Consider the following 26,703-nt stretch of genomic DNA (forward strand, 5'->3'; position numbering starts at 1 on the left):
GGCTGTTTTAGCGATTAAGCACAATCAGATGAGCCCATTAACCCGTAAAAGCCGCGGATTTGCCGGGGAGCGAATCATTGAGATTCCTAAAGAAACCGTTGACAAATGTTTGTCGATGCCGTTGATCAGCAGTCTGTTCATTACCCGGATGGGTTTTTACCCGAAAGCGCTGTACCACTATTACCAGCGCCCAACAGGGATTTCGCAGGTCATTCTTCTGTATTGCACCGATGGACAGGGCTGGCTACAACTGGGGAAAGTCCGGCTCGCTATACAGGCGGGGGAAGTTTTCGCTATTGCTCCCGGAACGCCACATTCCTACGGTGCTGATGCCGAAAACCCCTGGACAATTCACTGGTTCCACTTTAGCGGCACCCTTTGCCATGAATCAATAAGTGCCATTATGAATGAACCAAGTGGTGGGACACAAGCCATTAGAGTTCCTTATTCAGAGGAGCGGATTGCCCTGTTTGACCGGATGTTCGATACGTTTTTAAAAGGTTACAGCACTTCGAATCTGTTGTTTGCCAACTTAACCCTTCCGTTTTTTCTAGCCTCGTTCATTCTGCCCGAAAACTTTCAGAAGGAAATCGTTGCCAGTGGAACCACTACGCCAACCAACAAGGCCATTCTGTACATGCAGGCAAACCTGACAAAAGCCATCACACTGGACAATATTGCCCAATCTATCAATCTATCCACGTCCTTTTTCTCCCGCAGATTCAAGCAGGATACCGGTTATGCCCCCATTGAGTACTTCAACCACCTGCGTATCCAGAAAGCTTGCCAGTTACTTCATTTCAGCGATCTGCGCATTAATGAGGTAGCCTCTCAATTAGGCATTGATGATCCATTCTACTTTTCGAGGTTATTCAAAAAACAAATGGGGGTTTCGCCCGCCGACTACAGGAAGAGTGAAGGTATTCAACGAAGGATTTAGTTCAACACCTTATACCGATACAACCCAAAACTGTTAGCCGTTGGCAATGTAATGGATAGTCGGCCTTCCTTCGATATCATGCCCTCAGCCGCTTTCCCAGCTCCGGCCACTGGTTGTAAGCTCACTCGTTTACCAGCGGGCAACCAAGTATGAATCGCCTGTTGCCCATCGGGCGTATCCTCCCGAAAAATCAGCAGAAAGCCTTCCCTGTCCGTAACAATTGATTGAAAGCCTGTCCAGCCTTTCCCGCTGGGTTCGTCGCCAATGGGGAGGATCTGCCCCGCATGCATCTGCGTCTGGTTTATTCGGTACTTCTGGATGAGTTTAGTTGTCTGGAAGGCTTCGTCAGGCAAACCCGTAGCCTCGAACCAAGCTAATGGCTGCGCCATCATGGTAATGGCAAACAGGTAATCGAACGAATAATTGGCCGGAGCAAACCGGTCGCCGACGGGGTACTTATCGGCGTTTCGCCACTTGTTCAGAAACTCGATTTGAAGATTCTGGGGCGGTACATATTTCGACAGATTCCAGAGGTTGCGGAGCGTCCAATAGGGATAGTAGTTGGTCCAGTCGGTGTAGCGGTTTTCCAGAAACAGGTTGCCGTATTCATTCATAAAGTGATACCCATTACGTCGGCCCGCCGTGACGTCCATGTTGAAGATCACCTCGTAGTTGGTAGCCGCCAGCACGGTATCGAGAAATTTGCGGAAGTTAACTTCGGCCGTTTTGTCGTTGATCTGAACGAGATCGATTTTAAAGGTGCGAATACCGTATTGGGTATATAGCCCAATGAGCGTTTTCGCGTCTTTAGCCCAATGGTTGAAACTACTGTCGACACTGGGACTGAACCACAAACCCAACTCAATGTTCAATTTTTTAGCTGCGTCGATCACGGGTTTCAGGCCATTGGGAAACCGTTCAGGATCGGGTGTCCAGTACTTCGGATTTTTCCAGATTGCCTCACTGCTGCCACCCGGCGTCGCTGAATTCATCGACTTGCCAAGTTCCCAGCCGTCGTCGATCTGAAAACGGGAAACGCCCAACTGGGCCGCTTTCTGCAATTCGGTAATAATAAACTGCTCCTTAATTTTCGTGTCTTTGTTACGGTCGCCCCAGGTGTTCATCATGATCATCTCGTCGCGGTCAGCCCGGCGGGGGCGGTTGGCATCCTGGTAGCTACGGAAGGTAAGCAACCCGTCCAGTTCCGACGAACCCCCTAACCCAAGTGTGTAGCCATAGCCCCGCACCCAGTCCTTTTCTGATATGTCTGTTGGTAGGATACCAGCGCCCACGGTTTGAACACTGCCATTCTTCACCAGAAAATCGAAACCCGGACTAGCCAGTTGAATAACGGAAACGGGTGATTCTTTCAGGATAAACAACGACGAACCGGAAAGTCCATCTGTCAGCCAGAGCACATTTCCCTTCAGAAAACCCGGCTGGCGGTAGAGGTTATAGGGCACTTCGGTAACCAGCGTATTGTTGCGGTCGGTCATGTCGGCAAATTCTATGGCCCGCACTCGCCAGTGATTGCCCGCCAGTGCCAGCTTATCCATGGAAGGTAAGGCACCTGTCCGTTTGTTCAGGTCGGCCTGTGACTCGATGTTCCTGAAATCCAGCCCGGCCGCCGACTGACCTGCTGCCTGTTGCCACTCGGGCGAGGCTTTGCCGCGCAGATAAAACGTGCAGCTTAGCGTGGCGATACTAGGATAAATGCGGAATACCCGTCGAACCTCCAATGTACCGAGCCGGGTGGTTACGCTAACTTCCAGGTGATCGGCCTGATTTGGCTGCTGCTGGATCTGCCTAGTTACCAACTCACCTTTGCCTGATGGGCTTGTATGGCCGGGAAAGGCACAGTCCGGGTCCTTGCTGACCCATTCCAAGGTCTGTTTCCGTTTTTTATCAGTCAGGTTTAGTGTGATCAATTGACCATTGTTCCAACGGAATCGCCGGGCAATTAAGTCGTTTTCGAGCACCAACGTATCGTTACGTAGGCTAGCCCGGCAGCTTTGTAGCGATTGAGCGTTTATCCGACTCGACAGAATCAGGCAAAATGGGAGCGTAATAAAAAGTAAGGTTCGTTTCATTGAGCAGGATTCGTTCACGGGTTGACTCGCCGAGATTTTTCGACAGGATAAACCCGTCAGAAAATTCAGGCGTAGCGCTGCTTTAAGAGATTCATCATAAACACATTGATTTCCCATTGATTACCGATTGGCAACAGGGTGTACGGCATTGCAGGCATATAGGTGGCCGGGCCAAATTCAGTGTTAATAGTCAGTTGCGTTCCGTTTGCCCGATGCGTTTCCACGATTTTGTCCCACCACGCCAGATGCGTGTTAAGGGTAAGCTCCCATTCCGGCGCACGGGGGTCATTGACCTGCGGCCCTTCGGGATGCCCTACCCGACTATGAATATGGTCAGCGCGGGAAATAGCTAGATTCACCGCTTCGGTCTGGTTTTCGAGCAGCGATTCATGGACGTTGCACCAGTGCGAAATATCCAGGCAAATGCGGAGATCGGGAATTCTGGTGAAATAATCCTCGGCGATATGAGCAGCAAAGAGTGACTTCCCCCGGTGGGTTTCGTGGATGATTCGGACGCCCGTTTCTTCCGAAATCCGGGCAGCCAGCTCGAAAAGGTGTCTATTCTGCTCGAAGGTAAAGAAATCCTTACCGGTCTGGCAATTGATAAAAACGGGCTGGGCCGCAATCAGATGACGGAGGTATTTTTCGTAGTTCCGGCTGTGTTCATCCAGATTACTCTCAAATGATTGCCAGTATTGGCCAATCAATTCGAGGTCGTAGTCTTTAAGCGTAGCCACGATTTCCTGGCTTTCATCGGCTTCGAGGGGTAATGCCATTTCGACCCCATCGTAGCCAGCATCTTTCACGTTCTGGCAGAATAGCTCAAACGGCAACGTATTTCCCCAATGGGGCGCATAAAGTTTTATCGACATGGGTACCTTCGGGTTGTCGTCGAACGTTAGTTGTTCAGATTTTTCAGATACCCTATCGTTTGCGGCACCTGCGTGGCATAGCTTGGGCTTTCGTCTTCAATATAAAAATGGGCAATGGACGACTTTTGGGCAGCTTTCAAAATAGCGGGCAGATCGAGCTGACCAGTTCCCAGCGCTACGTCGTTCTCTACCGGCGTTCCTCCCGACAAATTGCCGACAACCCCTTTTCGCAGATCTTTTAGGTGCATCAGTTTAAAGCGTTTGGGGTATTTTTTGATCAGCGCAGCGGGGTCGGCACCGGGGAAAAAGGTCCAGAGAATATCCAGTTCGAAACTAACGTACTGCGGGTCGGTATGTTGAACGATGTAATCGAACAGCGTGCCATCCTCGTATTTCTCAAACTCGTATCCGTGGTTATGGTAGCAGAATGTAAGGCCAAACTGGTCTTTCAACTGCTTCCCAAAGTTGTTAAAGTCTGCCACCGTTTGCCTGGCCAGATCGAGCGTAAACGGCCCTTTGTGCGGCACCCATGCCACCCGAACAAACTGCGCACCCAGCGTTTTGGCATTCTGACCAACCTCGCCCAGCTTGTTTTGCAAATCAGGATAACCCACGCCAAACGAGGAGCATTTCATGCCGCGTTCATCAAGGAGTTTACGCAATTCGGCGGCTGTTTTGCCAAAAAGGTTGGAAAACTCTATATCGGTAATTTCCAACGCCTTGATGGTATCGAGCGTGGCCGGTACGTTTTTAGCAAAGCTGTTCCGGTAGGTGTACGACACCATGCCGGGCGTTTGCGGGAAAACCTTTTTCTGCGCCTGGGCAACACCAAAGCTGAGGAGGATAACGAAAGCAAGGAGGTTTTTTTTCACGAGCGATAAGTAATTTAGGTACGGAATGAGTTGATCTGTTTTTACTGTTCAAACGCCCCCCGATCCCGTCCGGCATTTTTGGGGCGGACCTTACCCAGAATATCAGTGGACAGTGGAACATTACTACTTCCTGAATTGACGGCACGGCTACTTTTAGCCAGTCGGAAATTCCCTTTTGTTGGATCCGGTCCAATATTGATAAAGCTGGGGTCAGCCACAATATCGTTAGCCCCGGCAAAAACAGTCTGAGCGGTCGGATACATATTATAATCCCACCGAATGCTGGTGTTGTGGTTGTTGGAGGTTACGGCGCCCCCCGGCCGGGGCACAATGATGTTATTCAGAATAACCACATCGTCTGATCGATTTGGGAACAGTTCCTGATACCCTACAATCCCGCCATTCCAATAGGTCGTATTATTGATAATATCGACGTGCTTTGTACGGAAGGTGTGAATCCCCGAGCCACCATTGAAACAACTCACATTATTGGCAATCAGTGCCCGCCCTTTCCACTCAGGCCGCTTTGGTTTTTCTGTTGCTGTTGGCGCCCCAACAGTAGTTGCCGCAACAGCCGTTTGACTCGTGGCTGGCTTCACGACCACATCGGCGTTGGGATTGGTAGCTCCCTGCCCCTGTTCCTGGTCGGTTACGTCGAGAATAATACCATTCCCGTCGCTCAGTTTACCAATTTTCTCCCAGGCAACCAGCGTTTTATTATTCCAGACAAAATTGCGCTGGATCACGATATGGTAACCCGGCTCATCATCGTAGGCCCAATTGTTCAGCGTTGTTATGCCAGAGCCGCCATAGCGCATAAACCAGGCATTTTCAAAAACCTTACTATCCTCAACGGTGAAATAGTCGATTTCGATACCCACAATGCCACCGCCCGCGCACTTACCAACTATGCAATTGCGAATAACCAGGTGGTGCGGTTTTTCATCTGCTTTCTTACCCCGACCATTGAAGAAAATCCCGTTTGTGTTATAATAAGGGTTGGGCGTCGGTTTTTTACCATCTTCCTGCGCTTTCAGCAATACAATGGAATCATTGTTGCCAATGACGCTCAATCCATCTATGACGTTGTATGACCCCGAAATTTGAATACCTGCCCAACCGCCCGGTCTAATTTCGGGATGATGCCCCGGGCGGGCTTTCCATGTAATCCAGGCGGCAGATGTACCGGAGCGTGTGATATTAAGTACAGCGCTACCATTGCCTTTATCGGCATTGGTGTATGTACCGTTGCCAATCAGCACCACATCGCCGGGTTGGACCAGGTCGGCGGCTTTTTGCAGATTTCGAAAGGCGGTTTCAGGTGTTTTGCCATCACTTGCATCATTTCCCGTACCGGAAACATGCCAGATAGCGGCAGAAACGAACGTATTTATGGAGAAGATGAGTATTAATAGAATGCTTGTTTTCATGACGATTAACGACTTATTGAGCTTATCATTCAGGTTGATATGTAATCGAATGACACTTATGCGCCATTGGTGATTAAGCGGACTTAGTAGGTTTTTCGTTAGCGAGACACATTGATTTGTTCTCCATCAGCCGCTGCAAAACCGAGCTGGGCACCATCGAGCAGGAAATAGGTATTGTCGTGGTGGATAAAGTTGCCGTGTCGCGCTACTTTTTCGGTGGCTTCTCCACCCAAAACGACAAGATTATCGCTAAAAATCAGCGAATTGGCCGCATCATCGCCTTTCCCTATCCCTAATAGATTATTCCATATGGTGCCTTTTCTGGAGATGATCGTGTTTTGTTCCATCCGAAAATTATGAATGTCAGCCCGGAACTTTCCGGTGAGATGAAAGGTCCATTCGCCATTCTCTATGGAGACATTATGTGCCACAAGAATGTCGCGCGCTGACCCACCGCCTATCTCCAAAAAGCCGTTACAGTCTTCGGCATAGTTGTGGTGTAAATAGGTACTGTCACCATTGGTATAGACCTCAAAAAAGCCACCATCGGCCCCATAATCATAACTTTTCGCCCGGCACCGCACTACCCGATTGTAGGCGATTTCGTTATGGGGAGCAAATACCCAATACGCTACGGCATCATAGTCATCATCACCGCCCTGCGTGTTTTTGACCATAATCAGGTCGTGGGCGTAGTTCTGGCTAATGAGGTTATAGCTACTGTGCACCATAATACCGCCCCCGCAGTTTTCGATTTCACAGTTTCGGATGATATTGTGGTCGGCTCCTTTGGCCAGATAGATCCCGGCGAGGTGGGCATCTTTGGCAAAAAAACCGTCCACTATTACCCAGGCAGCGGTGACGTTGATAGCTTTTGCCATATTGCCCGGATGACTGAACGCGGGTTTTGCCCCCTCTCCCATCGCCCGAAAAACGATGGGCTTTTGAGGAGTTCCACTATCGTTGATGACCAGTCCGGTGTCCCAACTCAACCCGCCTATAAAGTTGACGGTGTCGCCGGGCATAAAGTTTTTTGCGTGAACAGGGGCAAGGGATTTCCAAGGCTTGCCTGGTTCGATTCCGGAGTTAGCATCGTTGCCGGAAACACTGTTGACAAAATACTGCCTGGCCAAAACCTGATTTCCGAAGAATAGCGTAACCAAAGCTATACTGATACACAAATAGATACGTAAAATTTTCATACTCTCAGCTTCGTTTATTGACTATCCACCACGCATCGAAAACCCACCGTGGCACAGCGATCCAGGCCCGGCCAGGTTAGCAGGTATTTGGCACCAAAGCTGGTATCCTGTGCGCCCTGATCGGCGTACCACTCCGAGGCTCGATTCACGTACCAGGCCCCTCCGCGTAAAATGCAGAATCGGTTGTAACCGTCGGTTCGCTCGCTTTCGGTCAGTTGCCATACGTTGCCGCTCATGTCGTACAACCCTTGTTTTGTCCGGCCTTTGTCGAAGCGATTGACGGCCGTTGCGCCTGCCCACTGACCCGTATTCACTACGGTCGAATCGAAGGCATTACCCCAGGGGTATCGACTCTGAGCGGGTCCGTTCTGGGCAGCCCATTGCCATTCGGCTTCGGTAGGTAGTCGCTTTCCGGCCCATTTGGCGTAGGCACGGGCATCGTCCAGCGCCACCCAGACCACCGGATAATTTTCCTGACCAGCGGGCGAAGTGTTATTTACCCAATGCCTGAGGAAGTTTTCGGGGTGCCTCGGTTGATAGTGACTGGCTTGTAGAAACTGCGCGAATTGTGCATTCGTCACAACGGTTTCATCCATGGCAAACGGCTTGAGTTTTACGGTCACAACGCCGGTTGTTATTTCGTTGCGAGCCTGGCTGTAGGAATAGTCTACAAAGTTACCAATCGGATAAAAGCCGCACTCCCGCTGCCGGAAACTGAACAGCATACGTACCGAATCCGGCGCAACTGGAATATTTACCATGCCTTTAGGCAATTTGCCTTTTGCGTATGGTTGGGTAGCCGAAACCGGCTTTAGGCGGAGTTTGGGCAGGTAAAACGTTGTGCTATAATCGGCTTGTTTGTGGATCTCAGCCTGCTTTTTCAGAAAGGCCATTAAGTCGTCGGTTAGCTCCGACTCGTCAACGGCCAGAATGCATCCGATGGCTTTGGGGCCATACTCGGCGTACAAACTCACCTTTCCATTGGCGCGGCTTGGTTTTAGTTCTTTCCCCGCCATCAGGTCGAAATAGCGAACGCCAGGTACATCGTCCTGCTCAAAAAGTTTGCCCGTTGTCCATTGCTCCTGGCGGTTCACGATTGTCCATAATGTGCTTTTACCCAGCTGCCAGCGACTCGCGAACACGCGGTTTAGCTGAATCGGGAACAGGGGTGTCCAGGTGCCTTCTGTAAAAAATTGGGTATAGCGCCGTTGAATGGGTAACATGGCTCGCAACAGCGACCGATCTCGCGGATTGACTTCGTTAACGGTGCCGAAAACATTTTCCCAGATCACGATTCCGCAGCCGTTGATCCAGGCATTTTGGAGCAATGTCGACTGTTCGTGGCTGAAGCGCGAAAGCCGGTAGATCATGTGCCGCTGTTCCAACCACCGATTGCGTACCAGTACCGGCACTTCGCCAAACTCAAGGTTTTTGTATTTCTCATTCCAGCCCACTTCCAGCCACGATTGATGGACCTGGTTTAGTACTTCCGGCCGGATTGGAATTTCCGATTGAAAAACCGCCCCGGCATTGGCCTTCTGCATTTTCTGAAAAAAGCCATCAATGTTTGAAATCGTATCCAGATACACCCCGTCGGCACCCGTTTCGGTTAGCAGATCAAGCAGTTCGTCTTCATCCGTTTTACCCTGATTCCTGGCAATGTTGTCCCAGGGATTGTAGGCGATCATCAGTTTTTTTCCGAGTTGATGCAGCTCATTGCATACCTGTTTGAGTCCCGCAACACCTCCCGGCAGATTTCGATAAAACGAGTATTGGGTCCGGTTATCGAAGCCCAGTTGTGGGTAGGTCGGCCACAAAACCACTACGTCGACACCACCGTAGTTAGCCTCGTATTTTTTCAGGCAATTTCGGATAGCATACGTCCCGTTTTTATCATAAAGGGTCGTTTCGTTGGCCATTAGGAAAAACGTAGCATAAGCACTCGACGACCATTTGTAGTTGGGTTGACGATAGTTCTCGCCTTTGTAATGTAGAGATTTAAGGGTCGAATCTTTCCAGGCACGTAATTCGGAGCGCCACGCATCCCATTTATCCGGTGCCGTGGGTGCTTCAATCAGTTGGTAGTACTTTTCAGAAAGGGTATTTCTGTTTTGTCCGAACGCATTTCCCGTCCAGCAACATAAGAATAATAAACAGACGGCTCCCTTTCTGAGCATAGCGATTCTCGTTACTTCTTTTCTGACAGGATTTATCAATTCAATACCTCAATCCGCTCGCTGTTCTTCTGTACAAGCATCGCGTCTGTTTTCGCCATCTTCTTATCGCCGATGAACACGTTTTTTAGTTTTATGCCCCGCGCATCGTCCACATAAAAAGCGGGGCGGGCATCGGATTCGTTGTACGTAACTGTCACGTCATCAAGGACTAACCCGTTTACATGTCTGATGTAAAAAGCACTTGCAGGCAGCTTTGTCCCGAATGTCAGCCTGTTCTCCGGATACCCTTTTACATCTTCGCGAATGATCGCCGGAAACGTCTTGAGTGAATCAGTAGAAACGCCCTTGGGCACCGTAATCCGAATATTGGCGAGCCGGATATCTTCGGCCGGACTTTCTTCCAAACCGGCAATAATGGTTGGGATAACACTCCGGGTTTCGGCCCTGATGTTCTGGATATTGATGTGCCGCATCACCGACGGCTTTTTATCCGGATTCAGAAACCGCTTGCCTACCCGGATAAAAATCGGGCTCAAAACATCCGTCATGATGATGTCTGAGATATTGATATTCTCCACGACTCCTCCATCGACACCCAGAATGACAATACCAGTATTGACACTCGTTTCTTCGGGGGTATACACGATGTTCGGCGGCATGGGCCAGTGCCGATACCCATTTACCGACCCTTTTTTAATCACACAATTGCTGACAGTAATATTCCGGAAGCCCGTACGCGAGCCGGTACCGAATTTAATCCCATTGCAGATGCTCGACAGCACACAGTTAGTGACCGTTATGTTTTCGCAGAATTTATCGAGGTATTCGCTTTTAAAGCAGAGGGCGTCATCTTCCGAGTCGATGCGACAGTTGGAAATGATAACGTCTTTCCCATCAATGTCCAGTCCGTCGCAATTCCAGTTTACCCAGCTTCGGAGGTAGATTTTATTGATGGTGACTCGCTCACAACCCGATATGGACACCGTTACCTGGGCCGAGTTGAGGATGCTGATGCCTTCCAGCAGCACATCCTGGCAGCCGATAAAAAAGATGTTTTTAGGCTTACCGTCTTTGTTGAGACCCAGTTGAAACGCCTTCCCTTCGCCGGGGCCTTTCAATGTACCCAGCCCAATAATTCCGGTATGGTTTGCCCCATCAGCAATGACCAGCGCTTTCATATAGTCCAGATACAGGCCGTTATGCGTGATCGTGCCGAATTTTTTAGCAGACAATATATTGTGCTCAGGATAATTGGCCGGGTTGTAGCTTCCCTGTAAAACCGCCCCTGCCGACAGGTGCAGATACACGTTTGATTTCAGGAAGATCGTGCCGGTGTAATACGTTCCGGCAGGCACCAGTACCTCACCTCCACCTTTGCTGTAACACTGGTTAATAGCCGCTTGAATGGCTTTTGTGTTCAGAAAAGTACTGTCGGTTTTAACCCTAAAATCACGAATATCGTAGGTCTGGGCAAAGGCCTGGCAACTAAACAAAAAGGCAACCACCGGGATCAATACGTTGTGATTTTTCATAAAAAATATGCACGATTGTACAGTATGAGGGCGCAAACCGGTTATTGAGCTTCATAGGCACCGCAACCGACCGATCCGCCTTTTGATGATTTCAGGTGCTGTTTTTCGAACGATTACCCAATTCACTTCACTCACCTGAGTCCATCCAAAAACCCCTGATACGCCCGCTTTTTCCCAAAGTTTGCATCGAATGGTAAAGCAGCATCTTCACACTGACAAAAGCTCGGAATCCAGGACGTACCATCATCGACGCCCCATAGTGTGATACCAAACTGCTGGCTGGCCGGAACTAGTTTTTTGTAGGTACTCACCACGAATTTGTACTTATGATACTGTTTCTCCAGCAGTTCTTGCGTCATTAAAAAGTCTTTCTTCTTCCCAGGATTCACGGCAATGTCCAGCTCCGAAATATGAATCAGCAGCCCTGTTTCGGCCAGCTTTTGGATAGCTTTTTCAATGCCTTCATTGGGTGTGTTGATACTGATGTGCATTTGGAGGCCCAGCCCATGAATCGGAACACCCCGCCGTTTGAAATCGGCGGCCATGTTCACAATCGCGGCCAGTTTAGCGGGACGCGTTTCCTGTCCGTAATCGTTGTAAAATAACCGGGCATCAGGATCGGCCTTGTGCGCATACTGAAACATCCGGGCCACGTAGTCATGGCCCAGAACCTTCCCGACATTGAACAGTGTTTTACCAACCATATTGAGCGAATCTTTTCGAATGATGCCCTGATTGTCAACCGCTTCATTGACTACATCCCAGGAAGCTACCTTGCCTTTGAAATGGGTACCAACAGTTTGGATGTAGGTTTGTAGCGTCGTTTCCAGCTCGGTAGAATCGCGAATTTGCTTGAGCCAGTTTGGGCTGGTGTCGATATACCACACGAGCGTATGACCGTGAACTCTTTTCTTTTGCGAACGGGCAAACTCGATTAACTGATCAGCCACATCGAAATTATAAACGCCTTTCTGCGGACTAATCCGACTGGGTTTCATAGCTACATCGGCGGTAATGCTAGTGGCTTCCTGAATGACCGTTTGCCGGTATGGTGCGTTACTCAGGATTCTAGCCGGACTAATGGCAAAGCCGATGGGAAACGGAGAAGCATCAGCAAGCGTTTGCAGGGAAACACGCTGACGAACAGGAACACTGGTTATATTTTTATCAACGAGTTGCCCCAAACCAGCCAGGCCAGCCAAAAAGAACAGGAATTTCATTGATTATCAATGATTAAGCGTTAGTAGGCATCATCGGGTATTTGTTAAACAGACCCGGTTCCGCTTTTTCCCGCCTTTTCGGCAAATAAATCTTCAGGAACTACTAACACCATTGGCTCATTCAGGCTACTCGCTGCTTGAAACAGAACGATTAGGCAATGTTTACCCGCTCAATACCAGATTGATTCCATTTCAGTTTACTACAAATTACCCATTTTCAGTTGCCGAACGGCATAATCGGCTGCTCGCGCTGTTAGCGCCATGTACGTCAGCGATGGATTCTGGCAGGCTGATGACACCATGCTGGCACCGTCCGTTACAAACACGTTTTTAACAGCATGTACCTGATTCCATTTGTTCAGCACCGACGTTTTCGGGTCAAGCCCCATGCGCGCCGTGCCCATCTCGTGAATGGCTAAACCCGGTGCCTGATGATTATCAATGGTGGCTGTTACCCGAATGCCAGCGGCTTCCATCATCGCTTTAGCCTGCGCAATAGCATCCTGGGTCATTTTATCTTCATTTTCTCCCCAGGCACAATCAATATCGAGGGTTGGCATACCCCACTGATCTTTGTTGGCCTGATTCAATTTGACATGGTTTTCGTAACGAGGCAGCATTTCGCCCATGGCGGTCATGCTGAACGACCATTCGCCCGGATGCGTCAGGGCTTCCTTGTAATCAGCCCCGAAATCTGCTACCGAATTGCCCCGTTCCCAACCGGCCCGGCCTCCCCCACAGGCGTAGGCATAGCCACGAACAAAGTCTTTTTGGCTGTCATTTAGTACGTTGCGGAATCGCGGAACATAGGTGCCGGTTGGCCGACGACCGTAATAGTACTTGTCATCCAGATCTTTGCCTTCGTAAACGCCAGCGACCCGTCCCCGGTAATTATGATCCATCAGGTAATGGCCCAGTGCACCACTGTCATTTCCCAGTCCATTCGGAAATCGGTTTGACGTGGAATTGAGCAGAACCAAGGTGGAATTGAGCGTAGCGGCATTCACAAAAACGATGCGGGCGTAATACTCGGTCATCTCTTTCGTGTTGGTGTCGATTATCCGAACGCCCATTGCTTTATTTTTTGACTCATCGTAAATGATCGAATGAACCACCGAAAACGGGCGAATGGTCAGCTTGCCGGTTTTGGCGGCTGCGGGCAACGTAGCCGAGTTGCTACTGAAATACGCGCCATACAAACAACCCCGGCCACACCAGTTGCGCGACTGACAATCGGCGCGGCCCAATGCCAGATGAACGGGTTGCGCTTTGCTTAGATTGGCCGTGCGGCTGATGATCAGATGGCGATCTGTATAGGCTGTTTTCCAGGCATCGCGAACGCTTTTTTCGATGCAGTTCATCTCGAAAGGCGGCAGAAATTCGCCATCAGGCAGCGTCGACAGTCCGTCTTTATTGCCACTGATTCCCGCGAACTTTTCAACGTAACTATACCAGGGCGCTAAATCCGGGTACCGAATGGGCCAATCCACACCGTGACCGTCTTTCTGATTGTCCTCAAAATTGAACGGTGCCCAGCGTTGCGTCCAGCGAGCCCAAGACAGCGATTTGCCACCCACCTGATACCCTCGAATCCAGTCAAACGGTTTGGTTTGCTGATACGGATGATCGGTATCCCGGATGAAAAACTGCCCGGAATATTCATTGAATGCATACCCTACTTTGGCCTGCGTGGGGCTTTTTTCGAGCACATCCAGCGGGTAGCGCCCCCGGTGAGCCATTTCCCACGGGCTTGACATCGTAGTTGGGTAATCTTTCACATGTTCGACCGGCCGCCCACGCTCCAGCACAAGCGTCCGTAATCCTTTCTGCGTTAACTCTTTAGCGGCCCATCCGCCACTAATGCCCGAGCCAATGACGATGGCGTCGTATGTGTTTTGCTGGTTCGCTTTTCCTATGAAGTTCATGTGGTTTCAGGTTTAGTTAAAGGCAAATCTTTCTCCACGATTTTCCCGCTCACTTTATCTTTCAGAATCAACTTGTGGCGTCCGTCGTGGGTGATTTCTTCTTTGATTAGGTAATGATCCGCGTCGTAGTCGGTCAATGTTTTCTCCTGCGACAAACCTTCCTTTCCGCGCCAGACGGGTAAGTTAACCTGTTCCCACTGCTTCGACTCGGCCGAGTGATACGCGGCATCCAGAACGGCATTTACTACGTAGCCATCGTAGAAGGTTTCGGCGGGTTGCCGCCCTTCCTCGCAGGATTTGAACATGTCGGTAAACATGTGATTATAGCCTAAGTCGTTTACCTCGTCACCAACCGGAAAGAGCCAGCCGGAGTTGGATTCAGCCTTCTCGGCTACGTAATCTGCCCCCTTGCCGGATGTGTACATTTCGAAGCCGGTACGCAGAAAATTGTTGATCCAGATGGTGCCTTCGGTACCCATAACCTCATCGCGTAGATCCATACCACCCCGAAATACCCAACTCACCTCGAACTGTCCGATGGCCCCGTTTTCGTATTTTACCAGCGCAATGGCGTGGTCTTCGGCATCGATGGGCTTTACCTGCGTGGCGGCCCAGCACATTACCTCAACGGGCCGAACATCTTTTCCGATAAAACTACGGGCAATTTCCACGCAATGGCAACCCAGATCGAGCATACAGCCGCCACCCGCCTGCTCTTTGTCCCAGAACCAGTTGGAGTGCGGACCGGGGTGTGCTTCGCGGGATTTAGCCCAAAGAATTCGGCCCAGTGCTCCACTTTTAACGCTTTCCAGTGCTTTCAGAAACTTGGGCGAATAACATAAGTCTTCCAGATAGCCCCCGAAAATACCGGCTTCTTCCACGGCCTGCATCATGTGCAGGGCTTCATCGGCGGTTCGCCCGAGGGGCTTGGTGCAAACGACGTTCTTCTTATGCTTGGCGCACAGCAACACGGCTGCCGCATGGAGATTATTGGGCAAGGCAATGCACACCATCGTTACGTCGGGGTGGGCAATGACGGCTTCCATATCCGTTGACCAGATGGCACAACCGTAGTCGGCAGCAAATTTTTGGGCGGTTTCTTCCCGACGGGCATAAATGGCAATGACCCGGTCGCGGCTCCGTTGCCCGTGAAGTGATTCGGCGTAGAAGCGACCAATGAAGCCGCCCCCGAGCATGGCAATTTGTTGCATAATCAGGTGGTTTTAATCAGTTTCATGCCTACAGGGTCCCAGTTTATTACTTTTTTCTGCTCAGCGCTCAGATTCGCTGCCAGCGAAGGCGCAGCCGCCCGCAAGCCAAACTCGGCGTCTTCTTTCACCAGCAATGGGTTGTTTTCCCGAATAGCATTAAAGAACACAATCATGTGATCCAGCCGGTCGTCGTAGCCAGCCGGTGTATTGAACGTTACAGCGGGTTCGTTCTGCACTTGCCGCGTAAATTGCCCCGCCGGATATTTCTGGTCATACTGACGAATGAACTCGGCCTGCATGGCTTGCGGATAGGTGAACAACGCATCGTAACCGGTACTGTACATGGGCGCGTTGGGCCGTTTGAGCCGGTTCAGCACAAATGAATTCCAGCCAATATCAATGACACCTTCCGTCCCGACCAGACGCGTATGAATGTCGCCCCCGGCACCCGTGGCCAGATTGACCCGCGTTGTAAACTGAAACGACGGATTTTTATCGGTCTTTGGATAATCCATGATCGCCGTAACCAGGTCGTAGGCATCCCGGCCATCTTTCCAGTAATTCAAATCACCCAGGGCGAATATCCGCGTTGGTCCCTGCGAGCCCGTAATGGTGTGTACGCCCGTAAGCAGGTGGACAAATAAATCTCCGGCCACACCCGTTCCGTACTCTTTGTAGTTGCGCCAGCGGAAAAAGCGTTCGGCCTGAAAGGGTCGCTTGGGTGCGTCGCCCAGGAAGCGATCCCAGTCCACGTCTTTCGGGTTTAGATTTGGTGGCAGCGTGTACTGCCAGGCACCCAGCGCATCCGTCCGGTCCAGAAACGTTTCTACGGATGTCAGTTCACCAATATCCCCCGCTTCGTACCGTTTTTTCGCTTCCAGCACAGCCGCGCTGCTCGCCCGCTGGCTACCCACCTGGAAGACTTTTCCCGATTTTTTGTGGGCATCAATCACGGCTTTTCCTTCGTCGATATGGTGAACCATGGGTTTTTCGCAGTAGACGTGCTTGCCCGCCTGGAGAGCGGCAATCGAGATTTTGTCATGCCAGTGGTCGGGTACGCAAATCAGTACGGCATCCACGTCTTTCCGGGCCAGCACCTCCCGATAGTCGCGGGTGGTGAAGATGTCGTTCCCCCAAACTTCTTTCGCCCGAACGAGTCTCGGGTCGTACAGATCGGCCACGGCAACGACTTTCGTACCCGGTACTTTGAGCGCACAATCGAGATCATAATGGCCGATGATGCCCGCACCAATGAGGCCAATATTGATCGTATCAGCCGCTGAACGGGGTTTTAGCGGGGTTATAAGGTGACCGGAACCACCACGCATGCCTAATGATTCGGCATTTACCAGTGATTCGCCACCCGCCAGTAAGGCGGTGGTGCTACTTAGTTGGCGGAGAAATTTACGTCTTGAATTCATCGAGTAAAGGAGTAGGGGTTGTGTTGTTAGGATGTAGCAAAGCTGTACAAAGCAGTTGGGTTACCGATCATCAGGCGGTCCCAATATGCACCCAATCCTCGTTGGTCGAGTTCGTCGCGGAAAGTTGTCAGCAGATACGTTAAGCCAGGCGAGCCGCCGTAGGACTGCCAGTACGTATTTCGGGCGGCATCCATCCCGGCGGTGATCTGGTCGGGAAAATCAGGCAGTAGCTGCTCAAGTAACCGATACGTCCCGTTTTCTTCACCCGTTTTCCATCGAAAGGCGCTGTCAAATTCAACCCGAACGCCCGTTTTTAACAACTCTCGATGGTAGGCTACATCCTGACAGCGATCTACGTGCGAGATGACAACGTGTTTCAGATCGGCACCGAGCTTGTCGAACATCTCGGCCTGCGCCAACGCATGACGGCCTGCGTTTGAATGGGTCAAAATCGGCACACCTGTTACTCGGTGGGTATTGACGACCGCCCGAAAAATTAGCTCCTGATGTGGGCTGATCGGGTCATCGCCGGTGGCCAGCTTGATCATCCCGGCTTTATGCGGAGTTCGCACGACGACCGGCCCATTGTAATCGTAGCGATCAATGCCGTCGACCACATCGGCAATGAATAAGCGCGTTAACTGATCTTCCGAATACTGATACCGCCAGTGTGAAAGTGGGTAATACTGTTCTAGGTGAATCCCCGTTGGTGCTACAATCTGAATACCTGTTCGGCGCGAAACCTCCGCCAGTTTCAGTACGTTCCGCCCACAGTTGGCGGGCATCGTATCGACCATCGTTCGTCCGCCAGCCGCATACACCTGCGTGAGTTCTGCGGCTACTTTGTCAACATCGTTCAGCCGGAAATCAGGATTCGCCAGCGTTGGAAAACTTTCCTCGATAATGAGATGCTCATGCGCATAGGTAATGCCAGCCTGGGCGGGCGAAATGTCACCCAAAACGGTTCGAATAAACGACATAGGAAGGTTAGGTTAAGGCCGAACGTTGCTCCTGTCCCCATTCGGCAGAAACCGGAAAATTGTTTTTCCAGCCCTGTCGCGACGTATCGGCCACCGTTTCGGGAATGTCCAGAATGGCACCCAGTTCGCGAAGATTCTGTTGAAGCTGCTTCACATTCAACCGATTAGCTGCTTCGCCATTGCGCAGCGATTGTATAGCCGCCAGACCGGCTGCCTGCCCCATCGACATAGTTTGGGCCATCGACCGGCACGACGCATGGGCATCGTGCGTAGCCGAAAAGCACCGGCCTACGACCCAAACCGACTGGCTTCCTTTCGGCACAATCGTACCATAAGGAACGCCATAAACCCCCAAACCGGGAATGTATTCCCAATAGGTTTCGTCGGCTCCGTTTGCATCGTGACGGTGGTCTTCGATAGGTGCTCCGCAGAGAAAAATACGGTCGTCGGGGAGCAGTCCGGCCAGGCATTCTTCTTTGGTTAGGCGATGTTCGCCGTATACGCGCCGGGTTTCGCGAACGCCAATCTGATGCGACAACCCAATGATATTGGCGTTTTGATAACCGGGTACGTCATCCCGGAAAAAGTCTTCATAAATAAACGCCTGCCGTCGTCCTTCCACTTCAGCGTTGGTCAATTCATCGGCATTCAGCGCCGAAAGTCCGGCTACTTTCACCGCAACCGTTGAAATACACTTTTGGGCGTTCATCTCGTGGGCCGACCCTTCTTTGCGGGGTAAGGGGTGCCGTCCGCTGGTCACGGCCTCCTGCATTTTCCGGGCCAGCATCGTTTTACCACCCGCCTGCTCGTATTCGTCCAGTTCGACATTACTCATACGGAACGTGGTCGTCAGACTTTGGGCCGGTTCATGTTGTCCGGCTAGTTCGTAAGCGAAGCCCGCCAGATGACAGAAATCAGCATCGCCGGATGCGTCGATGACCCGGCGGGCCAGTACTTTTTGAAAACCACCTTTATTCCAGAAAATACAGGCATACTGCTCCCCTTCCGTGGCTACATCGATCAGGGTGGTATGAAGTAGGTACCGAATACCCTGTTGTTGAATAAACTGATCCCAGACGAGTTTCAGGCGTTCGGGATTATAGTTGACACCCGTTCCGGCCCCGTAGGTATTGGGCCGCAGAAACACCGCGCCCACCTTATCCAGTTCGTTAACGATGCGGTCGGGCCAACCGCCCACGATTTTGCGGGATGTAGCGCCTGGCGTAAAAAAGCCGTAGAATGTATCGAGCATCTGGGTAGAGCTGCCACCCGGAAAGCCGTACCGCTCGACCAGCATGACTGACAGGTTTTGATCACAGGAAGCTGCTGACAGCGCCGCCACGCAACCCGCCGAACCCGCGCCGATAACCAGAATATCCGTTTCGGCCAGCAACGGAATGTGGAGATGGTTAAAAACGGTTGCCATATTATACGCCAAACTGTTTTTTCACCACTTGGCGACTCATTTTCAGACTCTCGCGAATGGGGCGAGTAGGCTTGTACCCATATGGGAAGGCCAGTTCGACGGTCATATCACCTGCAAAACCAATCTGTTTCAACTGGCGGGCAATGGCTCCAAAATCCATGATTCCTTCACCCATGGCTTCCGACCAGACGCCCGTCCAGAGGTGGTCGCGCAGGTGCATATACACGATTTTATCGGCGTAGGTTTTCAGAAAAGTGGGCACATCCACCTTGGCCTGAAACAGCCAGTCGAGGTCAGGACCAAGCTTATGATCGGGTACCCGTTGTAGGCTATTTGTCAGATCATATAGCCCATTTTCTACTTCGTAGGTATGGTTGTGCAGGTTGGGAACAACGTTGAATTGCTTACCGATGTCCTGAATCTTTTTCAGTGTTTCGGCCTGTACGTCAAACTCCTCGGGGGTCTTTTTGCGTTTAGCATCGCCGACCGATATGCCGAAGGTTCGCCCTTTCAGTTTAGCGATACGTTCAATGACTTTCCCGGCATCGTCAATGATTTCGGCCTGTTTCTGCTTGTTCCACATAGCGCCACCATACGATGCGCCAATGAGCGATACACCGGTTTTCTGAATCAGGTCACCAATTTTCGAGACTGCATCGTCATGCCGAAGGCTAACCTCCATCAATTCGACAGCATCGAAACCGGCGTATTTTGTGTCGGCAAAAACCTGATCGAGAATGGAAAAACAGTCGTAGTTAGGCTGATCCGACGAAAACACCCAAACGTGAATGCCCAGTGTGGGCTTCAGGACCGCAAACGGCCAGTCCTGTGCCACGGCAACCGACCCGGCTGCCGTTCCTAAAAATGCGCGACGGTTCATCATAGCTGTTTTGAGATAAGGTTATCAGCTTGTTCGCTTACGTAGGACGGTATGCCGACGTTTTGGTAAAGTTTGGCAAGCCGGTGGGCGTGTTCATCGTAGGCACTTTCGAACAACGTAACGGCTCTATCGGCACCCACTACGTTAGCCGCGGACAAGACTTTTGGCGGACGCCCGGCCTCGGTGAGCAATCGGGCGGTTTCAGCTTTGATGCAGTTGACCAATACGGCACCACCCACGGTTGAGCCGGGTGAAACTGGTGTATCGAGCCCCGAAACGGTAATCATGGCATCACCTACGGGGGCACCCGTATCCAGAATCAGGTCCGCAAAATCGCTAAGTTTTTTACCATCGGGCCGTTTGCTGATGCTCTTCTCTGCATGTTGTTTTGTGATCAACGCCACCACCTTCATGCCGTGCTGCTGAAACAGTTCAGCCATTTCGATGGGTACTACGTTGCACCCGCTGGACGAAATGACCAGGGCTGAATCCAGGTTCGAGAGATCGTAATTGCGCAGAATACGCTGGGCCAGACCCGGTACATTTTCCAGAAACATGGCCTGCCGCTGTCCATTGGCCCCAACCACCAGGTTATGAAACGAAAGCGACAATTCAACAATGGGATTAAAACCCGGAAACGACCCGTAGCGCGGCCACATTTCCTCGACCATAATCCGGCTATGGCCACTACCGAACAGATGCACCATGCGTCCGGCCAGAATAGTCTGGCTAAACCAGTCGGCAGCGTGCTGAATGGCCTGCGCCTGCGCTTCGATGGTGGTTAAGATGTCTCGGGAGCGTTGAATATACTCAGCGGTAAGATTCATAAGAAATAAATTATTGGTTTAGAAAGGCCGCTCCTCCAATGGCTCCAGCCCAGTCCTCGAAAAAAGCTTTGCGTATGATCGTCTTTTTACCAACCGGTCGCCACTCAAACAGGTCAAAAAAGAGTTGAAGCGGGTCCAGCAAAGCCCTGTCAGCCTGCATGATGCCGCCACCCAGCACGATGGTTTCGGGCGAGAACGCATTAGCGAACGAGGCCAGTGAAACGGCCAGTTGACGGATTGATGTGAGCCAGACATGGGTGGCCAGTGGTTCGCCCTGCCGGTAGCCATCGACCAGTTCGTGGGTAGTTTGGTAGCGACCAAACGAGCGTTTACCGACTGTTACGTTGCCGATGGCATCTTCCAGGCTACCAGGCATATTGGTAATGTCTTGAGACACACTATTGGCATTCACCGTACTATGACCCAGGTGACCAGCCATCTGAAAGGATCCCTGATATAGCTGCCCATTCAGCAAAAGACCGCCACCTACCCCGGTTCCCAGGGTGAGCATCAGGCCATGTTGCACCCCTTTCAGGGCACCAAAGCGTGCTTCGGCCATCAGGGCGGCATGAGCATCATTCAATACCCGAACGGGTTTACCCAGAAAGTCCGACCAATTGAACCCTTCCAATCCCTGCAATCGGCCCGGCATACAGGCAATGGCGGTATTGTCGGGTGTAGGCAAACCAGGTGCCGACAAACCAATACCCAGAATCGGCTCGGTAGCCTGCTGTCTCAACGCCTTAACGGTATCCGCTACCGCTCGTTGCCAATACCCACTTTCGCCATCGCCAGTTGGGGTAATTAGCTGATGAAGAACCACTCCAGTAGTGGTGTCGATCAACACGCCTTTGATGCGCGTTCCGCCTAAATCTATGCCGATTGCCTGACTCAATTTGGTTGTTGGTTATTAGGTTATTCGTTATTGGGTTACAAAATCCGGATCATTAATAACCAATAACTACATCTGTCCCTCGCTGATGCTCCAGCCGCCATCGACCGATAGCACCTGCCCGGTTGTAAATCGGGATGCGTCGGAGAGAAAGTAGACGGCAGCGCCATCGAGGTCGCCGGGTTGGCCAATTCGACCACCATCCAGCGGTTGTTTGGTATGAACAAAGGAGAGAATCGTATCATCCTGAGCGGCCCGTTGTGCCATGGGCGTTTCGACCAGGGCCGGGGCCAGTACGTTGATGCGTATATTATTGTGAGCGTAATAGGCGGCAATCGACTTTGTGAATCCAATCACTGCCGATTTAGTGGCGGCATAGGCATGGGTAGCGAAATAAGTCGGCGATGGCGAATAGCCCAGTACCGAACCCATGTTCAGAATCGTGCCCCCAGTTCCCTGTTCCAGAAACGCCTGCACAGCCGCCTGATTGGAAAGCATAAGGGACGTTAGATTCAGCTCAACTGTATAATTCCAGCCGTCGAGGCTCAGCTCATGAAGCGGCCCGTCGCCTTGACGACGTCCGCTGCCTCCTGCTACGTGGTAAAGTCCATCGAACCCGCCAAATGCTTCCTGACAACGTTCGATAGCGGTTTGGGCCGTAGTGGGGTCAGTGGCGTCACCGCTAATAGCAATGCCTTTACCCCGCAATTGAGCTTCGGCCAGCCGCCCATTCTGGGCATCGCGCCCGACTACGATAACCGATGCACCTTCTTCGACAAAGGCCTTGGCCGCCGATAGCCCCAGGCCGGTTGTTCCGCCAATGATAACTATTCGTTTCTGCTCTAACCACTGACTCATTGTATCGAATTCGTTATTTTTCTTTTTACAGTGCCGAAGGTATAAACAATGCCAATAAAATCAAATAACTTATTATAATAAGTATCAAGTTTTATTTCCAAAAATCTGACTAACAATAATTTATACAACTTTTTAACTTATACATTATTATGAGTTCTTAACGATTTAGCGTAAGATTTATCCTTGATGTATTATCTTTATTGGCCATATGACTGACCAGCCCAACCGCATTCCTCAATACCAGTACTTATATGAAACGCTCCGGCAGGATATTATCCGGGGGGTGTTCAAGGCAGGCGATTTATTGCCTTCCGAAAGTGTACTTCAACAGCAGTATCGGCTAACGCAGCCTACGATCCGACAAGCCTTATCGCTGCTCGTACAGGATGGCTATATTCGGAAACATCAGGGGAAAGGCAGTATTGTGCAGGCGATTCCAATAGGATTGGGCGTTATGTCGCTGAAAACTCATGCCGTCAGTGCGGATGATAAAACGGCGGCTTTAGAAGAGCTTTCGCCCGAATTGATCACCACGATGATTCTGACCAAACCGTACCTGTGTGCCTTTCCCGATGAGTTGTTGTTTTACCCAACCGATGAAAACACGGACGCGACGTTTCATTGTCTTGAACGGCTGCGGTCGGTCAATGGAACGCCTGTATTTTACGAGAAGCTAATTTTACCGAATCGTTATTTACCAAATTTATCGCGTCAACGACTGGACAATCGCTCATTTTTCGATCTGTTGCGCACAAAATATGGCCTTGTTGTTACAGGGGGGGAGCAGAAAATCCAGGCTTTGGCTGCTGATCAAACCATTGCCCGGCAACTTCAGGTAGAACACGGAAGCCCGGTACTACGACTGGAAAAGCGGATTGATACCAACAAAAGTGACTTCAGCTTTTATTCGCTGCTCTTTGCACGCACCGACCAGTTTTTGTTGCAGGGACGATTTTAAGTGAGCCTTGTAACGTTAGTTCGGATATGGTACTTACGCCATTTATCAAACCAGGTGGCTGTACTTTACGGAGCTTGGTTTAACTCCCTAAGTAATACACACGGATTATAGTCCTGATTCCTGTTGGCGTGACTCAACAAAAGTTAATAGTTTGTGAAAGGTCGCTGTGAATTCCGCCCACTTCTCAACACCTACGACATTACTGAAGGCTGTCTCGAGCTCGATGAGTGTTGCTGACAGATAGGATAGAAACTTCTTTCCTCGCTCTGTTAGCTGTACATACTGCGCTCGCCTATCAATGAGATCAGGTATGACAATGACGTAACCGCTTTCTGATAGTTCTCTAATTAAACGACCCATTGTTTGTTTAGTGATCTGGGCTCGTTGGGCCAGAACAGTGTTCCTTGTGCCCTCAGGATCTAAATTACTTAACAATTGCAGATGGCCATTTCGCACTTCTGGAAAGCCATCGGACGCCCAGCGATGTTCGCTAAGACTGCTAAGGATGCGGGAAAAGCGATGTATACGTCCAGCAATATTCCGCTGTTTTAGTTGATCTACCATTACCTACTTATTTTCTATCAACAAATTTAGTAAGCATTGCTTACTATTGCGCCTTAAATAATGCTATGAACCAATTGGCATCTTATGACACAGGAATTAATAGACCAAGTAGTAAAGGCTGCTAGCCAAGAAGCCAGTACCCAAGGCGTACTCGTAACAATAACGATTGTAGATACGGGTGGGCATATCCGGGCGGTACTACGGCAAAAAGATTGCAGTTATTTTGCATTAGAAAGTAGTCGTCAGAAGGCAGTGACATCCTCACAACTTAGACTTCCCAGCCATGTGATTGGCGAAATCGCGCAAAAATTCCCATTACTTCAGGCTTCATTTACGACTAATCCGGTCATTTCTGGCCTACCAGGCGGCTTTCCCATCGTGTGTGGCAACGAAGTTGTAGGTGGTCTGGGCATCGCGGGTGGCAATTTCGAACAAGACCAATCCATTGGCAGTAAGGCGCTAGCTAATCTACAGGCGAATTAGCTAGTTATATTCCGGGCGTGCTAATACATGATCCTATAATTGGTTCTGATACATTTAACCGCCATCAATCTGCTTCCGTGACCTTACCTCCCACTACAAACGTCTCGCCGATATTCATTTTCTCGGCCATGTAATAGGCCATAAAATTGAACGGGATGATATTGTTCAATATCGAGAAATGTTCGTTTACCTCAGGAGCTTCAACCGCGAATACATGCGCACCTGCTTTTGAGATCATATCCGACAACAGCTGGGTTCGTTCGTAGGCTGGCCCCTTTGCCATAATCTGAATGACGATGCTGTTTTGGGCGGTCTCTTTAGGGCCGTGATCATACTGCGCCATCGGCAGGCCGTGAAAATTTAGTTTCGTGCTTTCGCTCAGAATCAGGGCTGCTTCATAAGCGGTTCCAATATTGGGGCCGCTACCAGTCACATACATGCCGTGAATAGGAAATTGGCTGCGTACTGCCAGCACTTGTTCGGCTAGTTTGTGCCCCTGTTCGCGGTACTGCTCAAAGTTATCGGCAATCAGGGTCACGGCTTTTTCGGGCGCGAAGCCAAACCCTTTAAACAAGGCCACCAACGTATTGACGTAGGTTTTGGAAGATGAGTAATGTTCTTTCCCCGCCCTGATGGGCAGCACATGAGCCACATTCGAAGCAGTACATAAGTCGCTATCGGTGTAGTTCGATACCGCCACGTACTGATCGACCAACTCCCGACACCAGAGTACTTCGCTACTGCGTCCCGATTGAGACAGCAAAACGGCCATTGGGGCTTTATGTCCCTTATCCCCATAGTATACGTACTCCGACGCCAGTTCGGGCTGAATCGGAACACCCATGTACTTGAATGCCAGTGGAGCAAAGTACGACGACCCCATACCCAGGTAGGGTACGCGCAATGGCAATGAAAGAGTGGAACTGTTCAGTACGTCATTGGCTCGGACAGGTATTTCCAGAATTTCGTTCAGAATAGGGTTCATAGCGGTTGTGTTACGGGTGGTTTTTCATACGATAGGGTCAGTGCGCCGATGATCGCCAGCATAATGCCCAGCGATTCGATGAACGACAGACTTTCGTTCAGTAAAATAATGGCCAAAATAATGGTGAAAACGGGTTGTAACGCTCCGGCAATGGTCGTCACTTTGGACGCTTTGCCTTCGGCGCTGTAGGCGGCAAAACTGGCTAACACGCCCAGGCCATTCAACATACCAGCGAGCGAACCCAGGCCCAACGTATTGACTGATAACTGCAAATTAACCAGGCCCAAAATGACAAACACGAACGCAATCACCACTGATGATACAATAAAGCTCACGTACGACCATTCGGCCGAAATCGAATTGGTTGTTTCTTTCTGGGCAGCACTGAACACCCCCCAGAAGAATAACGCCACCAGCGAATACAAAAGCCACCGACGGTCGTTTCCGGAGTTCAGGCCAATACTATTGAAAAAAGCCCCTGGATTATCAAACAATAAGGATTCGCCCGAGAGCATTAGCACCGCCGGGATTGCCATCAAAATGCCGATTCCGTTGATCCAGTTCAGCTTTTCCTTAAAGACAAGTAAGGCGATAGCAATCGTTACGAGCGGGTACAGATTGGTAACCGGAATAACAATGGCGGCCAAACCACCGGCTGTGAATGCCTGGTATACCGCGATATTGCCAATGACAGCCAGGATACCCGCTACCAGTCCCCACAAAATGCCTTTTCGATTGGGCGTGGTTGCGCTAAGCTTTTTGAGCACGAGCGGCAATGTCAATAACATGCCAATGCTGAACAGCAGGTGATTCGTAAACGGGCTGACCTGGTCAGAGATCAGCTTGGCTACCACGCCCCAGGTGCCCCAGAAAAAGGCGGCAGCAACGGAATACAGAATCCAGTGTTTCATAAATAGTGAAAGAGCGAAGGGCAGGCGCCCCATCGAAAAGCGGGCGC

The 26,703-nt window shown here is 50.6% G+C and carries 22 protein-coding genes; 3 read left to right on the top strand and 19 right to left on the bottom strand.

Translation table 11 applies throughout. From position 1 onward, the window contains the following. The first annotated feature begins 28 nt into the window (after positions 1-28). Positions 29-940: an AraC family transcriptional regulator gene (locus ACFS25_RS13220; protein WP_381501344.1), complete on the top strand. Its 912-nt coding sequence runs from the start codon at positions 29-31 to the stop codon at positions 938-940. Here ACFS25_RS13220 and ACFS25_RS13225 read toward each other — a convergent pair. The 17 genes from ACFS25_RS13225 to ACFS25_RS13305 all read right to left on the bottom strand — a co-directional run bounded on the left by ACFS25_RS13225 (position 937) and on the right by ACFS25_RS13305 (position 22,755). Beyond that, the gene (locus ACFS25_RS13225; RefSeq protein WP_381501347.1) at positions 937-3,030 is read right to left on the bottom strand and encodes an alpha-galactosidase; all 2,094 of its coding nucleotides are present in this window, start codon (positions 3,028-3,030) and stop codon (positions 937-939) included. The genes ACFS25_RS13220 and ACFS25_RS13225 overlap by 4 nt on opposite strands. Before the next feature lie 65 nt (positions 3,031-3,095). After that, on the bottom strand, positions 3,096-3,902 hold the full coding sequence (locus ACFS25_RS13230) for a sugar phosphate isomerase/epimerase family protein (RefSeq protein WP_381501350.1): 807 nt from the start codon (positions 3,900-3,902) through the stop codon (positions 3,096-3,098). 26 nt (positions 3,903-3,928) lie between these two features. Continuing rightward, positions 3,929-4,774, bottom strand: coding sequence for a sugar phosphate isomerase/epimerase family protein (locus ACFS25_RS13235; RefSeq protein ID WP_381501353.1), 846 nt, complete (start codon positions 4,772-4,774; stop codon positions 3,929-3,931). Positions 4,775-4,815: 41 nt separating this feature from the next. Then, complete coding sequence (locus tag ACFS25_RS13240; RefSeq protein ID WP_381501356.1) at positions 4,816-6,204, bottom strand: choice-of-anchor Q domain-containing protein; 1,389 nt, start codon at positions 6,202-6,204, stop codon at positions 4,816-4,818. A 98-nt stretch (positions 6,205-6,302) separates the two neighbouring features. Next, on the bottom strand, positions 6,303-7,406 hold the full coding sequence (locus tag ACFS25_RS13245; protein WP_381501359.1) for a right-handed parallel beta-helix repeat-containing protein: 1,104 nt from the start codon (positions 7,404-7,406) through the stop codon (positions 6,303-6,305). A 14-nt stretch (positions 7,407-7,420) separates the two neighbouring features. Then, positions 7,421-9,583, bottom strand: a complete 2,163-nt coding sequence (locus ACFS25_RS13250) for a formylglycine-generating enzyme family protein (RefSeq protein WP_381501362.1) — start codon at positions 9,581-9,583, stop codon at positions 7,421-7,423. 35 nt (positions 9,584-9,618) lie between these two features. Then, entirely contained in the window at positions 9,619-11,115 is a 1,497-nt protein-coding gene (locus ACFS25_RS13255) for a glycoside hydrolase family 28 protein (protein ID WP_381501365.1), read from the bottom strand. A gap of 131 nt (positions 11,116-11,246) precedes the next feature. Next, positions 11,247-12,335: an endo-1,4-beta-xylanase gene (locus tag ACFS25_RS13260; protein ID WP_381501368.1), complete on the bottom strand. Its 1,089-nt coding sequence runs from the start codon at positions 12,333-12,335 to the stop codon at positions 11,247-11,249. Between the two features lie 200 nt (positions 12,336-12,535). Continuing rightward, a complete protein-coding gene (locus ACFS25_RS13265; RefSeq protein ID WP_381501372.1) occupies positions 12,536-14,260 on the bottom strand; it encodes a GMC oxidoreductase in 1,725 nt (574 codons plus the stop codon). Then, positions 14,257-15,471 carry a Gfo/Idh/MocA family protein gene (locus ACFS25_RS13270; RefSeq protein WP_381501375.1) on the bottom strand — a complete coding sequence of 405 codons (1,215 nt, stop codon included), beginning with the start codon at positions 15,469-15,471 and terminating at the stop codon, positions 14,257-14,259. Before ACFS25_RS13270 ends, ACFS25_RS13265 begins: the two co-directional genes overlap by 4 nt. A gap of 2 nt (positions 15,472-15,473) precedes the next feature. After that, positions 15,474-16,892 carry a Gfo/Idh/MocA family protein gene (locus ACFS25_RS13275; protein WP_381501379.1) on the bottom strand — a complete coding sequence of 473 codons (1,419 nt, stop codon included), beginning with the start codon at positions 16,890-16,892 and terminating at the stop codon, positions 15,474-15,476. Between the two features lie 26 nt (positions 16,893-16,918). Continuing rightward, positions 16,919-17,872, bottom strand: coding sequence for a phosphotriesterase family protein (locus ACFS25_RS13280; protein WP_381501382.1), 954 nt, complete (start codon positions 17,870-17,872; stop codon positions 16,919-16,921). A gap of 7 nt (positions 17,873-17,879) precedes the next feature. Continuing rightward, on the bottom strand, positions 17,880-19,298 hold the full coding sequence (locus ACFS25_RS13285; protein WP_381501384.1) for an FAD-dependent oxidoreductase: 1,419 nt from the start codon (positions 19,296-19,298) through the stop codon (positions 17,880-17,882). Position 19,299: 1 nt separating this feature from the next. After that, on the bottom strand, positions 19,300-20,181 hold the full coding sequence (locus ACFS25_RS13290) for a sugar phosphate isomerase/epimerase family protein (protein ID WP_381501387.1): 882 nt from the start codon (positions 20,179-20,181) through the stop codon (positions 19,300-19,302). Then, positions 20,178-21,005, bottom strand: coding sequence for a sugar isomerase domain-containing protein (locus tag ACFS25_RS13295; protein ID WP_381501390.1), 828 nt, complete (start codon positions 21,003-21,005; stop codon positions 20,178-20,180). The genes ACFS25_RS13290 and ACFS25_RS13295 overlap by 4 nt, the downstream gene beginning before the upstream one ends. 10 nt (positions 21,006-21,015) lie before the next feature. After that, positions 21,016-21,900, bottom strand: a complete 885-nt coding sequence (locus tag ACFS25_RS13300; protein WP_381501392.1) for an ROK family protein — start codon at positions 21,898-21,900, stop codon at positions 21,016-21,018. A gap of 66 nt (positions 21,901-21,966) precedes the next feature. Beyond that, complete coding sequence (locus ACFS25_RS13305; protein ID WP_381501395.1) at positions 21,967-22,755, bottom strand: SDR family NAD(P)-dependent oxidoreductase; 789 nt, start codon at positions 22,753-22,755, stop codon at positions 21,967-21,969. Between the two features lie 208 nt (positions 22,756-22,963). Here ACFS25_RS13305 and ACFS25_RS13310 point away from each other — a divergent pair, with 208 nt between their 5' ends. Both ACFS25_RS13310 and ACFS25_RS13315 read left to right on the top strand, forming a co-directional pair. Further along, positions 22,964-23,713, top strand: coding sequence for a GntR family transcriptional regulator (locus tag ACFS25_RS13310; RefSeq protein ID WP_381501399.1), 750 nt, complete (start codon positions 22,964-22,966; stop codon positions 23,711-23,713). A gap of 648 nt (positions 23,714-24,361) precedes the next feature. Then, positions 24,362-24,760, top strand: a complete 399-nt coding sequence (locus ACFS25_RS13315; protein ID WP_381501402.1) for a GlcG/HbpS family heme-binding protein — start codon at positions 24,362-24,364, stop codon at positions 24,758-24,760. A 64-nt stretch (positions 24,761-24,824) separates the two neighbouring features. Here the strand turns inward: ACFS25_RS13315 and ACFS25_RS13320 are convergent, their stop codons facing one another. Then, on the bottom strand, positions 24,825-25,745 hold the full coding sequence (locus ACFS25_RS13320; protein WP_381501406.1) for an SIS domain-containing protein: 921 nt from the start codon (positions 25,743-25,745) through the stop codon (positions 24,825-24,827). Further along, complete coding sequence (locus ACFS25_RS13325; protein ID WP_381501409.1) at positions 25,742-26,656, bottom strand: DMT family transporter; 915 nt, start codon at positions 26,654-26,656, stop codon at positions 25,742-25,744. Before ACFS25_RS13325 ends, ACFS25_RS13320 begins: the two co-directional genes overlap by 4 nt. Positions 26,657-26,703: the final 47 nt, after the last annotated feature.

It is taken from the genome of Spirosoma flavum, from assembly GCF_042686045.1.
In the GTDB taxonomy this organism is placed as follows: Bacteria; Bacteroidota; Bacteroidia; order Cytophagales; family Spirosomataceae; genus Spirosoma; species Spirosoma flavum.

What these genes read in the sequence shown, in the direction of transcription:
- ACFS25_RS13220 (WP_381501344.1), top strand. Translation starts at nt 29, where the DNA reads ATGAGCCCATTAACCCGTAAAAGCCGCGGATTTGCCGGGGAGCGAATC.
- ACFS25_RS13225 (WP_381501347.1), bottom strand. Translation starts at nt 3,030, where the DNA reads ATGAAACGAACCTTACTTTTTATTACGCTCCCATTTTGCCTGATTCTG.
- ACFS25_RS13245 (WP_381501359.1), bottom strand. Translation starts at nt 7,406, where the DNA reads ATGAAAATTTTACGTATCTATTTGTGTATCAGTATAGCTTTGGTTACG.
- ACFS25_RS13305 (WP_381501395.1), bottom strand. Translation starts at nt 22,755, where the DNA reads ATGAGTCAGTGGTTAGAGCAGAAACGAATAGTTATCATTGGCGGAACA.
- ACFS25_RS13285 (WP_381501384.1), bottom strand. Translation starts at nt 19,298, where the DNA reads ATGGCAACCGTTTTTAACCATCTCCACATTCCGTTGCTGGCCGAAACG.
- ACFS25_RS13280 (WP_381501382.1), bottom strand. Translation starts at nt 17,872, where the DNA reads ATGTCGTTTATTCGAACCGTTTTGGGTGACATTTCGCCCGCCCAGGCT.
- ACFS25_RS13320 (WP_381501406.1), bottom strand. Translation starts at nt 25,745, where the DNA reads ATGAACCCTATTCTGAACGAAATTCTGGAAATACCTGTCCGAGCCAAT.
- ACFS25_RS13315 (WP_381501402.1), top strand. Translation starts at nt 24,362, where the DNA reads ATGACACAGGAATTAATAGACCAAGTAGTAAAGGCTGCTAGCCAAGAA.
- ACFS25_RS13325 (WP_381501409.1), bottom strand. Translation starts at nt 26,656, where the DNA reads ATGAAACACTGGATTCTGTATTCCGTTGCTGCCGCCTTTTTCTGGGGC.
- ACFS25_RS13260 (WP_381501368.1), bottom strand. Translation starts at nt 12,335, where the DNA reads ATGAAATTCCTGTTCTTTTTGGCTGGCCTGGCTGGTTTGGGGCAACTC.
- ACFS25_RS13230 (WP_381501350.1), bottom strand. Translation starts at nt 3,902, where the DNA reads ATGTCGATAAAACTTTATGCGCCCCATTGGGGAAATACGTTGCCGTTT.
- ACFS25_RS13255 (WP_381501365.1), bottom strand. Translation starts at nt 11,115, where the DNA reads ATGAAAAATCACAACGTATTGATCCCGGTGGTTGCCTTTTTGTTTAGT.
- ACFS25_RS13295 (WP_381501390.1), bottom strand. Translation starts at nt 21,005, where the DNA reads ATGAATCTTACCGCTGAGTATATTCAACGCTCCCGAGACATCTTAACC.
- ACFS25_RS13265 (WP_381501372.1), bottom strand. Translation starts at nt 14,260, where the DNA reads ATGAACTTCATAGGAAAAGCGAACCAGCAAAACACATACGACGCCATC.
- ACFS25_RS13250 (WP_381501362.1), bottom strand. Translation starts at nt 9,583, where the DNA reads ATGCTCAGAAAGGGAGCCGTCTGTTTATTATTCTTATGTTGCTGGACG.
- ACFS25_RS13275 (WP_381501379.1), bottom strand. Translation starts at nt 16,892, where the DNA reads ATGAATTCAAGACGTAAATTTCTCCGCCAACTAAGTAGCACCACCGCC.
- ACFS25_RS13240 (WP_381501356.1), bottom strand. Translation starts at nt 6,204, where the DNA reads ATGAAAACAAGCATTCTATTAATACTCATCTTCTCCATAAATACGTTC.
- ACFS25_RS13290 (WP_381501387.1), bottom strand. Translation starts at nt 20,181, where the DNA reads ATGATGAACCGTCGCGCATTTTTAGGAACGGCAGCCGGGTCGGTTGCC.
- ACFS25_RS13270 (WP_381501375.1), bottom strand. Translation starts at nt 15,471, where the DNA reads ATGCAACAAATTGCCATGCTCGGGGGCGGCTTCATTGGTCGCTTCTAC.
- ACFS25_RS13310 (WP_381501399.1), top strand. Translation starts at nt 22,964, where the DNA reads ATGACTGACCAGCCCAACCGCATTCCTCAATACCAGTACTTATATGAA.